The following is a 13,327-nucleotide window of genomic DNA, read 5'->3' on the forward strand; positions in this document are numbered from 1 at the left end:
GTCGTCCGTAGACATGACTGTCCTTCCCGGGAAAAAGTGCCCGTAAATGCGAAATGGCCACCCAACTTTGGGTGGCCATTTCGACTGAAAAGAAGTCCGGCGGTGTCCTACTCTCCCACAGGGTCCCCCCTGCAGTACCATCGGCGCTGAGAGGCTTAGCTTCCGGGTTCGGAATGTAACCGGGCGTTTCCCTCTCGCTATGGCCGCCGAAACACTATTGATGTTTCAAAAACCAACAACGACATCATCATTGTTGAGTTCCCGACCGTACATCGAGAACCACTCAGTGGACGCAAGCACCAAAAACAGGTGTGTTATCAAGTCATCGGCTTATTAGTACCGGTCAGCTTCACGTATTACTACGCTTCCACATCCGGCCTATCAACCCAGTAGTCTGGCTGGGAGCCTCTCACCATAAATGGTATGGAAGTCTCATCTTGAGGCCGGCTTCCCGCTTAGATGCTTTCAGCGGTTATCCATCCCGAACGTAGCTAATCAGCGGTGCTCCTGGCGGAACAACTGACACACCAGAGGTTCGTCCAACCCGGTCCTCTCGTACTAGGGTCAGATCCTCTCAAACTTCCTACGCGCGCAGCGGATAGGGACCGAACTGTCTCACGACGTTCTAAACCCAGCTCGCGTACCGCTTTAATGGGCGAACAGCCCAACCCTTGGGACCTACTCCAGCCCCAGGATGCGACGAGCCGACATCGAGGTGCCAAACCATGCCGTCGATATGGACTCTTGGGCAAGATCAGCCTGTTATCCCCGAGGTACCTTTTATCCGTTGAGCGACAGCGCTTCCACAAGCCACTGCCGGATCACTAGTCCCGACTTTCGTCCCTGCTCGACCTGTCAGTCTCACAGTCAAGCTCCCTTGTGCACTTACACTCGCCACCTGATTGCCAACCAGGTTGAGGGAACCTTTGGGCGCCTCCGTTACATTTTGGGAGGCAACCGCCCCAGTTAAACTACCCACCAGGCACTGTCCCTGAACCGGATCACGGTCCTAAGTTAGATATCCAGAGTGACCAGAGTGGTATTTCAACAATGACTCCACACTCACTGGCGTGAATGCTTCACCGTCTCCCACCTATCCTACACAAGCCACACCGAACACCAATACCAAGCTGTAGTAAAGGTCACGGGGTCTTTCCGTCCTGCTGCGCGTAACGAGCATCTTTACTCGTAATGCAATTTCGCCGAGTTCGCGGTTGAGACAGTTGGGAAGTCGTTACGCCATTCGTGCAGGTCGGAACTTACCCGACAAGGAATTTCGCTACCTTAGGATGGTTATAGTTACCACCGCCGTTTACTGGGGCTTAAATTCTCAGCTTCGCCTTGCGGCTAACCGGTCCTCTTAACCTTCCAGCACCGGGCAGGCGTCAGTCCGTATACATCGTCTTGCGACTTGGCACGGACCTGTGTTTTTAGTAAACAGTCGCTACCCACTAGTCTCTGCGGCCACCACACCCTTTCGGAGCAAGTCCTAATAAGTGGATGGCCCCCCTTCTCCCGAAGTTACGGGGGCATTTTGCCGAGTTCCTTAACCACGATTCTCTCGATCTCCTTGGTATTCTCTACCTGACCACCTGAGTCGGTTTGGGGTACGGGCAGCTAGAACCTCGCGTCGATGCTTTTCTCGGCAGCATAGGATCACCCACTTTTTATCCGCATCGTGTCTCAGCCTCAATGACTCCCGGATTTGCCTAAGAGTCGGCCTACGCACTTGCACCAGGACTACCATCGCCTGGCTTGGGCTACCTTCCTGCGTCACACCTGTTAATACGCTAGCCGCACCAGCATGGGGTCGAGCGTTCACACACACCCGCCTCACCCCGAAGGGATCCGCTAAAGCGTGAGCTAGGACTCTTAGCACCACTGGATTGACTGGGGCGGTTCTTCGCCGGTACGGGAATATCAACCCGTTGTCCATCGACTACGCCTGTCGGCCTCGCCTTAGGTCCCGACTTACCCAGGGAAGATTAGCTTGACCCTGGAACCCTTGGTCTTTCGGAGGACGTGTTTCTCACACGTCTTTCGCTACTCATGCCTGCATTCTCACTCGTGTAGCGTCCACGGCTGGGTCACCCCGCCGCTTCACTCGCCACACGACGCTCTCCTACCCATCAACACGGCTGGACCACGAAGGCCTACCAAAAATGTCAATGCCACAACTTCGGTGGCGTGCTTGAGCCCCGTTACATTGTCGGCGCGGAATCACTTGACCAGTGAGCTATTACGCACTCTTTCAAGGGTGGCTGCTTCTAAGCCAACCTCCTGGTTGTCTAAGCAACTCCACATCCTTTCCCACTTAGCACGCGCTTAGGGACCTTAGTTGGTGGTCTGGGTTGTTTCCCTCTCGACTATGAAGCTTATCCCCCACAGTCTCACTGCTGCGCTCTCACTTACCGGCATTCGGAGTTTGGCTGACGTCAGTAACCTTGTAGGGCCCATCGGCCATCCAGTAGCTCTACCTCCGGCAAGAAACACGCAACGCTGCACCTAAATGCATTTCGGAGAGAACCAGCTATCACGAAGTTTGATTGGCCTTTCACCCCTATCCACAGCTCATCCCCTCAGTTTTCAACCTAAGTGGGTTCGGTCCTCCACGACGTCTTACCGTCGCTTCAACCTGGCCATGGATAGATCACTTCGCTTCGGGTCTAGGACACGCGACTCAATCGCCCTATTCAGACTCGCTTTCGCTACGGCTACCCCACTCGGGTTAACCTCGCCACGTATCGCTAACTCGCAGGCTCATTCTTCAAAAGGCACGCTGTCACCCCTACTAAGGAGGCTCCAACGGTTTGTAAGCAAACGGTTTCAGGTACTATTTCACTCCTCCCGGGGTACTTTTCACCTTTCCCTCACGGTACTTGTCCGCTATCGGTCATCTGGGAGTATTTAGGCTTATCAGGTGGTCCTGACAGATTCACACGGGATTTCTCGGGCCCCGTGCTACTTGGGATACTCTTCACGCCAAGAACAAGCATTTCGACTACGGGGTTCGCACCCTCTATGACCGGCCGTTCAAAACCGTTCGTCTATACCCTCTTGTCACGTCGATCATTCGGCAGAACAATCAGAAAAGTCCCACAACCCCCAACATGCAACGCCTGCCGGCTATCACACACGCTAGGTTTAGCCTCTTCCGGTTTCGCTCGCCACTACTTACGGAATCGCTTTTGCTTTCTCTTCCTGTGGGTACTGAGATGTTTCACTTCCCCACGTTCCCTCTACCCGCCCTATATATTCAGGCGGGAGTCACCAGGTACGCACGCGCCCTGGCGGGGTTTCCCCATTCGGACATCCTCGGATCAAAACTCGCTTATCAGTTCCCCGAGGCTTATCGCAGATTGCTACGTCCTTCTTCGGCTCCAGATGCCAAGGCATCCACCGTTTGCTCTTAAAGACTTGAAATCACATGAGTTGAATCGTCAAAAAATTGACTAATGATCTTTAAGATCATCTTCACCACACAACCCAAAAGAGTTGCATGGAAGATGCTCGCGTCCACTGTGTAGTTCTCAAAGTACGGGCGGTACCCACCCCAGCCACCGAAACACCGGCGCCAAGACAGGCCCTCGAGGAACAAACACCAACAAAGAATCCACAGACCCCCGTCAGCGCCCGGCCCCTCAGGACCCAACAGCGTGCATGTATCAACAACTCCGAACCAGATCGTTCCAGTGGCAAACCACGTACTAAACCCGGACACATCATCCCTGACACCAAGTCAAATGTTCCACCCATGAGCTACCAGCAACACACATTCGGTGCTGAACTGGCGCCTGGACACTCGAACCGAAACCCGAATGCCAGATGCTCCTTAGAAAGGAGGTGATCCAGCCGCACCTTCCGGTACGGCTACCTTGTTACGACTTAGTCCTAATTACCGATCCCACCTTCGACGGCTCCCTCCACAAGGGTTGGGCCACCGGCTTCAGGTGTTACCGACTTTCATGACTTGACGGGCGGTGTGTACAAGACCCGGGAACGTATTCACCGCAGCGTTGCTGATCTGCGATTACTAGCGACTCCGACTTCATGCTCTCGAGTTGCAGAGAACAATCCGAACTGAGACGGCTTTTGGGATTCGCTCCACCTCACGGTATTGCAGCCCTTTGTACCGGCCATTGTAGCATGCGTGAAGCCCAAGACATAAGGGGCATGATGATTTGACGTCATCCCCACCTTCCTCCGAGTTGACCCCGGCAGTATCCCATGAGTTCCCACCATTACGTGCTGGCAACATAGAACGAGGGTTGCGCTCGTTGCGGGACTTAACCCAACATCTCACGACACGAGCTGACGACAACCATGCACCACCTGTTTACGAGTGTCCAAAGAGTTGACCATTTCTGGCCCGTTCTCGTATATGTCAAGCCTTGGTAAGGTTCTTCGCGTTGCATCGAATTAATCCGCATGCTCCGCCGCTTGTGCGGGTCCCCGTCAATTCCTTTGAGTTTTAGCCTTGCGGCCGTACTCCCCAGGCGGGGAACTTAATGCGTTAGCTGCGTCACGGAAACCGTGGAATGGTCCCCACAACTAGTTCCCAACGTTTACGGGGTGGACTACCAGGGTATCTAAGCCTGTTTGCTCCCCACCCTTTCGCTCCTCAGCGTCAGTTACGGCCCAGAGATCTGCCTTCGCCATCGGTGTTCCTCCTGATATCTGCGCATTCCACCGCTACACCAGGAATTCCAATCTCCCCTACCGCACTCTAGTCTGCCCGTACCCACTGCAGGCCCGAGGTTGAGCCTCGGGATTTCACAGCAGACGCGACAAACCGCCTACGAGCTCTTTACGCCCAATAATTCCGGATAACGCTTGCGCCCTACGTATTACCGCGGCTGCTGGCACGTAGTTAGCCGGCGCTTTTTTCTGCAGGTACCGTCACTTTCGCTTCTTCCCTGCTAAAAGAGGTTTACAACCCGAAGGCCGTCATCCCTCACGCGGCGTTGCTGCATCAGGCTTCCGCCCATTGTGCAATATTCCCCACTGCTGCCTCCCGTAGGAGTCTGGGCCGTGTCTCAGTCCCAGTGTGGCCGGTCACCCTCTCAGGCCGGCTACCCGTCGACGCCTTGGTGAGCCATTACCTCACCAACAAGCTGATAGGCCGCGAGCCCATCCCAGACCGAAAAATCTTTCCAAACACGACCATGCGATCACGTCTCATATCCAGTATTAGACGCCGTTTCCAGCGCTTATCCCAGAGTCCAGGGCAGGTTGCTCACGTGTTACTCACCCGTTCGCCACTGATCCACCAAGCAAGCTTGGCTTCACCGTTCGACTTGCATGTGTTAAGCACGCCGCCAGCGTTCATCCTGAGCCAGGATCAAACTCTCCATAAAAAAGAAAAGCAACAACCACCGGGAAAACGGCAGCCGCAGCGAGTTCGAAACTGACCAAAGAAAAAACATCATTACTGACGAAATTTCACGCCAACCCCCAAAAGAAGGTTGGACTTTGATCCAAAGGAATCTCTCGCAATCCAACAAAAGTCAGACCGACGAGGAATAAATTGGCATTTGACAAGTGCACGCTGTTGAGTTCTCAAGGAACGGACGCACCCACAGAAACAGTCTCTCGACCTACCCGTGAGGCAGTTCACTTCATTTGACCTGCGGACTCGACAACCAAACCAGCGCAATTGAGCTTCGCTAAGAAGCAGTCAGACTGAGTTTGTGTGCCGAGTGGCAGGATCCCAACTGTAGACCAAAGAGTCGAAACTCTCAAGTGTTGGTGTTGGGGGTGGTTCGCCGCTTGAGAGGACGCGGGGCCTTTCGGCCGCTCCGCTCTCCCCTGTGGGGCGAACGTGTAAGAGCTTACGTGCGACCCCGGGTTCGGTCGAACTCATGCGCTTCCCGGGCGTGTCGCGAAGCTGATTCCGCGGAATTCCGCGGAAGTCGGTGGACTCAGAGGAACCGAGGGGCTCCGCCCCACGCGCCCAGCCACGCTTCGACCGACGGTTCCGCCCGCAGGACGTGCATGCCCTCGATGACGCGAGTGGTCTCTGCGTGCCCCGACCTCGTGCTCCACCGTGTGCTCCTGGCGCGGGCCCGGCGGCTCGTCGCCGACCCGAGCGGCACCCCCTCCGCAGACCGCAGATGCACTCGTCCCACGTCACCTTCGCCGAGGACGGCGAGGGCATCGCTCAGCGCATCGGGACGCAACACGACCACCGGGTGCTCCAGCTCCACCCTCACGCGCGGGTCCTCGGTGACGGCAGAGCGAACGCGGGGGTCAGCGCGCAGCGCGGCCGCATCCGGGACCGGCGCCATCACGACAGCGGCTCTCGGCAGCGCCGCAAGGAGCGAGTCGGCGCACACGAACGCGGCCGCGGTCGTCGTCACCGGCACGCGTACCTCGATGTCGGGCATCGCGGGAAGGAGACCTCGTGCCGCTGACCCATCGACGGGGATCTTCGTCACCAGCTGAATCGCCTGCCGATTGCCCTCGGCGTCACGCTCGGAGTCCCCCCGGCCCGCCCAGTCCGGGCCGTCGTGCCAGGCCACGGCATCCGGAACATGCGCGAGAACCGCGCCGGCTTGCCAGCACCGGTGCGCCCATTCCCAATCCTCTCCTCCGTACGACGAGAAGGTCTCGTCGAAACCGCCCACCTCGTCGAAGAATGATCGGGAGCAGGCGACGACGGCGCTGATGACATACCGATAGGACCGGTCGTCGGCGAGCAGGAGATTCTGGCTGCGCTGGTACGCGTCTCGGAGCCAGGCCGGTTCGGGGAGTTCCCGTGCGGGACCGCATTCCTCGACCGGGATCTGGGCCGGGACGCCCGCGAAGTCCGCGTGTCGACGGCGCCCCACCGTCACCGCCTCGGACAGGAGTGCGGGAAGACGCGAGATCCGTCGCACGTACTCGGGTTCCGGGCTGGTGTCGGCATCCAAGAAGCAGAGAACATCGCCCGACGCGGCCGCCGCTCCCAGGTTTCGAGCGGCAGCCGCGCGGAAACCGCGGTCCTCCTGACGAACCAGCAGGACGCCCTCTGGGACCGACGGCGCCTCGGGAGAGCCGTCGTCGGCGACGATGATCTCGAGACGGTTGCGCGGGTGATCCTGTCGGCGGAGAGCCTCGAGGGTGCGGGCGAGTTCCGCCGGCTGAGCGTAATGGGTGACGATGACGCTCACGCGCGGCGGTTGGGGCTCGAGGTGTGCGACCAGGTCCCAGCGGTTGCCCGGCACCCATGGCATCCGGTCGTTCCAGGGGGTGTCCCCCGTCATGACGTGACCTCGCTCCACCAGCGGAGGTACGCGCGGGCGGCGTCAGCGCGTCCGAAAGGCACAGGGTGCTGGCCGTGCCATGTGGAGGGTGCGTCGACACGGGCGGCGGAGATCGCCGCCGCGAGGGCGTCCGGCTCGACGAGGGTGACGGTGTCGGGCCTGAGCGCGGCCATCTCGTCGTTGTAGCGGTTGCGGACGGCGAGAGGACGGCGTCCCCAGCCGATCCACGAGGCCAGAGAGCCCGACGCCGAGACATGCCGGTGCGCGATCACCGGGACGGCGATGCGACGCACCCGGTCGGCCATCTCGGCGTCGTCGAGCCACCCGGTCACTTCCACCGACACCCCCCGCGCGCCGGCGAGTCGCGCGAAGGCGTCGAGGTCGCCCGCGTGGCCGTCGGAGGCGCGTCCGAGCACGGTCAGTCGCGTCAGCCCCGCGGTGGCAGCGGCTTCGAGCGCCTCGTCATGACCCTTGCCGGGGTAGAAGTATCCGAGGACGCCGACGGAGTCGTCGACCTCCGGCGTTGCGAGCGGCACGGCCACGGAATCGACCGGGAGAGGCACGACGGCGACCGGGCCGTCGAAGACGCCCTCTTCGCGCAGCAGTTCGCGCTCATGGGCGCTGTTGACGACGACCCCGCGCGACGCCTCGGTCACGGCGCGATAGAAGGCTCGGCGCCGCGGGCGGTTGCGTTCGCCGTCGGATTCCTGCGGCACGTCGTGCAGCGTCACGGTGAGCGGATGCCGGGCGGCGAGGCCCGTGAGCGCGTGCGTCGCCTCCTCGGGCGATGCTCCCCACAGGCGGTCGGTGACGTGAGCGTGCACCGGCGTCCCTTCGGGGAGGGCGGCGAGAGCATCGACGGTCGTGATCCGCGCGTGCGGCTCCGCCGCCACGACTTCGGCCGCGATCTGCCGGGCGTAGACCGCGACGCCGTGCGGGCCGGGATGGACGAGGAGCACCGGGAGGGTGGCATCCGGGATCGAGATCTTCGAACTCATGCGGCGGCGCTCCAGGTGCGCAGCAGCGGGGCCATACGGTCGACGACGGCGGCGAGGAGGGCGGGACGTTTCGCGTAATAGGCGAGGTGGGCGCGGCGCACGGCGTCGGCCGAGACGGTCTCGCCGGCCACGATCCATTCGGGGCGAGGTGCGGCGTCGAGGTTCCACGCGTCGACGACCCACGATTCGAGCGGCGCGCGCACCGAAGCGAGGATCGGCCGCCCCGGGTCGACGACGCGTCCGGGCGAGCCCAGTGCCTCGACGATGCGCTCCCCCAGGGGCAGGAAGAGGGCGTTGCCGGGGTGATTGACCGTGCGCGCGAGGTCTTCGACGACGGGAGAGAAGAGGTCGGATGCCGCGACGTCGAGGCCGAGGGCCTCGCGGCGACGCAGTTCCGCAACGGAGGCGTCGGCCAGAGCGCGAACCGCCGAGGCGGGAAGGTGCGCGGGCACGCTCAGCCCGGCCGCTTCGGCGACCGTGCGGACGTCGTGATAGGCCACCAGGGGCGGGTCCTCGGGGAACGCGGGGAGTCGGAGCACCGCCTGGAACGGGTGCAGACCCGCGAAGCGAACAGCGGGAACGAGCACCACGCGGGCGCCGGAAGGAAGCGAAGCCCGCAACTGCGCGGTGCCGAGCGGGAGGCCGCGGTAGTCGTCGCGGATGGGCTGCGACACGAGGAAGGACGCCCCCGCGAGCAGAGCGTGCAGACGGGACGCTTCGGCGGCGTCGAGCTCGTGCACGGCGGGGATCCGCACGGCCGGCAGCTGTTCGGAGGCGATGACGAGCCGCAGGGACTCGGCCTGGCAGTTGCCGACGACGACGCCGTAGCCGTCGGGGGCGGGTGCGTCGCCGAAGAACTCGGCGTAGTGGACACGACGCGCTATCACCGCGTCGCCGTGGTCCGCAAGGCTTGTCGCGCCTGCCCTCTCCGCACCCATGATGTGAACGTATCCGTCGGTGTCGTCGTCGTCCCAACCGCCCCGTTGCATTGCGATGTGCCTGGCGATGCGGTACGCGCACCGTCACGCACGCAATCACGAGGAGGAGAGAAGATCGTCGTCACCCCCATTCGAGTCGCCGCCGTTCCCTCGGCCCATCCCTACGTCGCCGCCATCGCGGATCCGCACCACGTTCGCGTGCTGGCCGACCCGCCGCCGCCGGGAGCTCCGGCCGGCCAGTGGTGGCCCCCGCAGGTCCTGCTGCCGGCGTGGCTCGAGGCGAACGTCGAAGATTTCGACCTGGTCCACGTGCATTTCGGGATCGAGTCGTACAGCCCCGCGGAACTCGAGGACACGGTCGCGACCCTGCGCCGCCTCGGTCGGCCATTGGTCTACACGGTGCACGATCTGGAGAACCCCCAGCTGAGCGCGCAGGACGAGCACCGCGCTTCGCTCGCCGTGCTCGCCGCCGCAGCGGACGAGCTCATCACCCTCACCGACACCGCCGGGGCCGAGGTACACACGATCGCGCACCGCGCCACGACCGTGATCCCGCATCCGACCCTCCTCGGAGACGATCCGCGTCCGACCGGATCGGCCCACGACACCACCCGTGTGGGCGTTCACCTGCGCGACCTCCGCCCCAACATCGACGGCGTCGGAACCACCGCCACGCTCGTGCGGGCCATTTCCGACCTGCGCGCTCAGGGAGCGCGCGTCGAGGCCGTCGTGCGGGTGAACGAGCGGGTACGCGACGAGGAGGCCGCGGCATCCATCGATCTGCTGGTCGCGGGGACCGAGGGCGTCCGCGTCGAGCGCGGGCCCCGTCTCGACGACGACGCGCTCGCCCGCTGGCTCGCCGACCTCGACGCGTGCGTGCTGCCCTACCGACACGGCACGCAGTCGGGATGGGCCGAGCTCTGCTACGACCTGGCCGTCCCAGTGATCGGTACGCGCATCGGACACATCGCGGCTCAGCATCCGGACGATTTCCACACCTTCGACGTGGGTGAGCCCGTGTCCCTCGCGCGAGCGATCCTCGACGCCACGCACGAGGTGTGGTCCACGCCCGGTTCCGCTCGACGCGAGGGCGAAGTCCTGCGCCGACGCAGCGAGCGCTCCGCGGAGCTCGAGGACGTGCGATCAGCGCACCTCGCCGTCTATCGCCGCGTGCTCGCCGCCGAGGTGGCCGCGTGATCCGCGGGCAGCGGCCGCTGCGCGTGCTGGTCGTCGCGCCGTCGCGCTACCCGCTTCGACAACCACACGCGGGCGGCCTCGAGGCCACCGTCTGGGATCGGGTGCGCTGGCTCCGTTCCCGCGGACACCAGGTCACCCTGTGCGCGGCGGAGGGTTCCGACTTCCTCGACGACGTGCCCGAGTTCCGCCTTCCCGCGCCGGAGTGGACGCGGCCGGAGCACTCCTCCGACACCGAGTACCCGCGGGGATACGCCGAAGCCGTCGACGCGGCCTTCGACGCCGCCCGGGACCGGCTGATCGCCGACCGCCATCACTTCGACGTCGTCGACAACCACAGCCTGCACCCGGCTCCCATCCGCTGGAGCGTCGAGGCCGACATCCCCGTCGTCACGACCCTGCACACGCCTCCGCTGGAGGCCCTGCTCGAGGCGGCAGCCGAGGTGTCCGAGGCCTCCCATCGGTTCGTCGCCGTGAGCCAGGCCACCGCGCGCGCCTGGTCGGTCGAGGGCGTCGACGCATTCGTCTTCCCCAACGGTGTCGACACCGATCAGTGGATCCGCGGTGCGGGCGGACCCTCGTGGGTCTGGTCGGGGCGCGTCGTCCCCGAGAAGGCCCCCCACCTGGCGATCGAGGCGGCGCGCGAGGCCGATGCGCACATCGTGCTGGCCGGGCGGATCGGCGATGTGGACTATTTCGAGCAGGAGATCGTCCCCCGTCTCGGCGTGCACGCGCGATACGTCGGCCCGCTTCACCAGGCCGATCTCTGCCGCCTGGTCGGGTCTTCGGCGGTCGCTCTCGTGACGCCGATGTGGGAGGAGCCGTTCGGGCTCGTGATCGCCGAGGCCCTCGCGACCGGGACTCCCGTCGCGGCCTTCGACATCGGCGGCGTCTCCGAGGTGCTCGCGGGCATGCCGGGTTCGGCGACGGTCATGCCCGGCGACATCGTCGCCCTCGCGAAGGCCGCCGCCCACCTCGCCGCCGAGGGCGTTCGCGAGCCGCTCACGCGCGTGTGGACACGCCAAGCCGCGGTACGTCAGCATTCCCTCGCTCACCGGCACCGCGAGGTCGAGCGCGTGCTCACCCACGTCGCGCAGCCCGCCGCCGCGCGCAGGGTGCCGGCGGTGTCGTGGTGATCGGCTGGTACGTCCACCATCACGGCTACGGGCATGTCGCGCGGTTCCTCGCGGTGACCCCGCACCTGCGGACGCCCGTCGTCGCCTTCTCGTCGATGCCCCGCCCGGCGGGCCTTGCTGCGGGGGTGGACTGGATCGAACTGCCCCCGGATGCCGACCCCTTCCCCCGGGCCGATGGGTCGACGGCCGATCCGCGAGACGCCGACCCCACGGTGCGCGGTCATCTGCACTGGGCACCGCACGATCACCCGGGCCATCGCGACCGTCTGGCACTCATCGCTTCGACCGCCGCCGAACGGTCCGTGACGGCCCTGGTGGTGGACGTGAGCGTCGAGGTCGTGGCGCTCGCGCGCCTGCTCGGACTGCGCACCCTCGCCATGACGCAGCCCGGGACGCGCACGGACGCGCCGCACGCGCTCGCCTACGACCTCGCCGACGCCATCCTCGCGCCCTGGCCGCGCGGCGCCGTCTGCGCCGACGCACTGACGGCGCACGCCGATCGCGTGGTCTGGACGGGCGGGATCTCGCGCTTCGACGGACGCGAACGCGACGCACCGCGCGAGGAACGGTCGGTGCTGCTGCTGGGCCGGGTGGTCGACGAGCACGTCCGCGAGGATGCCGTCGCACGGCTTCGCGAGCGGGGATGGGACGTCACCTCGGCGGGACACGACCCCTCTTCCCGGGTCGACGATCCGTGGCCGCTGCTCGCACGCAGCACGGTCGTGGTGAGCGCCGCCGGGCAGAACAGCGTGGCGGATCTGGCTGCAGCGGGCGCGCGTGCAGTGGTCGTCGCGCAGGAGCGCCCGTTCGACGAGCAGCGGGACACGGCCGCAGCGCTCGAGCGGTGGGGGCTCGCCCGGCAGGGCGGCAGCGGCATCGACGCCGCGGGTCTCGTGGCGCTCGTCGAGCTCGCCGCCGGAGACGACCCCGACTGGTCGCGGTGGCAGGTCGACGGAGCGGCCGCGCGCATGGCCGCGGCGATCGAGGCGGCGCTGCCGTGAAGACCGCCGTCCTCACGGTCGCCTCGCGATCCCGGCGGGAGCACCTGGACCGCCAACGACGCGTGCTCGCCGAGGTCGCCGACGACATCGTGCGCGTCGAGGTCTGGCTCGATGAGACACCGCCGACCGACGTCCCGGATGCCGGCACCCTCACGCTGCACGTTCCACCGGGGTCGACGGGGCTCCGCGTCGGCGAAGGTCGCAACCGTGCCGCCGCGGCGGCCATCGAGGCAGGGGCCGAGCTGCTCGTCTTCCTCGACGTGGACTGCCTGCCCGGCGCCGACCTGCTTTCCGCATACCGGACCGCGGCCTCGAGCAACCCCGACGCCGTCCTCTCGGGAGCGGTCACGTACCTGGTGAGCGTGCAGCGGCCGGAAACGGCATCCGATCTGCCCTTCCTCACCCGTCCCCACCGGGCCCGGCCCGCCCTGCCCGCCGGTGCGACCCGCCGAGCGACCCCGGAGGAGTACGACCTGTTCTGGTCGCTGTCCTTCGCCGTCACCCCCGCGACGTGGAAGCGCATCGGGGGGTTTCACCCGGGCTACGAGGGGTACGGCGCGGAAGACACCGACCTCGCCTGGACGGCGCGAGCGGCCGACATCGAGATGCTCTGGGTGGGCGGCGCGGACGCGTACCACCAGTGGCATCCGGTGTCTTCTCCCCCGTGGCAGCATCTCGACGACATCCTGCGCAACGGCGCCACCTTCCACGAACGGTGGGGCGTGTGGCCGATGGGCGGGTGGCTCGAGGCGTTCGCAGCGGCCGGGGCCATCGAGCGACGCGAGGACGGGTGGGCGCGGGTGCGCTGAATCCCGA

The 13,327-nt window shown here is 64.4% G+C and carries 7 protein-coding genes and 3 rRNA genes; 4 read left to right on the forward strand and 6 right to left on the reverse strand.

What is annotated here, in order from left to right:
* Positions 1–94: 94 nt before the first annotated feature.
* From rrf to NE358_RS14365, 6 genes are all read right to left on the reverse strand, one after another.
* Positions 95–211: ribosomal RNA gene (gene rrf, locus NE358_RS14340) — 5S ribosomal RNA — on the reverse strand.
* 102 nt (positions 212–313) lie between these two features.
* Positions 314–3,423, reverse strand: a 23S ribosomal RNA gene (locus tag NE358_RS14345).
* A gap of 413 nt (positions 3,424–3,836) precedes the next feature.
* Positions 3,837–5,357: ribosomal RNA gene (locus NE358_RS14350) — 16S ribosomal RNA — on the reverse strand.
* Together the 16S, 23S and 5S rRNA genes form the textbook arrangement of a ribosomal RNA operon.
* Before the next feature lie 564 nt (positions 5,358–5,921).
* Positions 5,922–7,244, reverse strand: coding sequence for a glycosyltransferase family 2 protein (locus tag NE358_RS14355; RefSeq protein WP_289939608.1), 1,323 nt, complete (start codon positions 7,242–7,244; stop codon positions 5,922–5,924).
* Positions 7,241–8,242: a glycosyltransferase gene (locus NE358_RS14360; protein ID WP_103208515.1), complete on the reverse strand. Its 1,002-nt coding sequence runs from the start codon at positions 8,240–8,242 to the stop codon at positions 7,241–7,243. Before NE358_RS14360 ends, NE358_RS14355 begins: the two co-directional genes overlap by 4 nt.
* Positions 8,239–9,231: a WcbI family polysaccharide biosynthesis putative acetyltransferase gene (locus tag NE358_RS14365; protein ID WP_170210728.1), complete on the reverse strand. Its 993-nt coding sequence runs from the start codon at positions 9,229–9,231 to the stop codon at positions 8,239–8,241. The genes NE358_RS14360 and NE358_RS14365 overlap by 4 nt, the downstream gene beginning before the upstream one ends.
* A 6-nt stretch (positions 9,232–9,237) precedes the next feature.
* Between NE358_RS14365 and NE358_RS14370 the strand changes: the two genes are divergently transcribed.
* Genes NE358_RS14370 through NE358_RS14385 form a run of 4 tightly spaced genes read left to right on the forward strand, consistent with a single transcriptional unit; the run spans position 9,238 to position 13,320 of the window.
* Positions 9,238–10,377: a glycosyltransferase gene (locus NE358_RS14370; RefSeq protein WP_170210727.1), complete on the forward strand. Its 1,140-nt coding sequence runs from the start codon at positions 9,238–9,240 to the stop codon at positions 10,375–10,377.
* A complete protein-coding gene (locus tag NE358_RS14375) occupies positions 10,374–11,510 on the forward strand; it encodes a glycosyltransferase (protein WP_218026375.1) in 1,137 nt (378 codons plus the stop codon). The genes NE358_RS14370 and NE358_RS14375 overlap by 4 nt, the downstream gene beginning before the upstream one ends.
* Positions 11,504–12,511, forward strand: a complete 1,008-nt coding sequence (locus NE358_RS14380) for a hypothetical protein (RefSeq protein ID WP_094736153.1) — start codon at positions 11,504–11,506, stop codon at positions 12,509–12,511. Before NE358_RS14375 ends, NE358_RS14380 begins: the two co-directional genes overlap by 7 nt.
* Entirely contained in the window at positions 12,508–13,320 is an 813-nt protein-coding gene (locus NE358_RS14385) for a glycosyltransferase family 2 protein (RefSeq protein WP_103208511.1), read from the forward strand. The genes NE358_RS14380 and NE358_RS14385 overlap by 4 nt, the downstream gene beginning before the upstream one ends.
* The last annotated feature ends 7 nt before the right edge of the window (positions 13,321–13,327 follow it).

The organism is Sphingomonas sp. G5 (genome assembly GCF_052660795.1).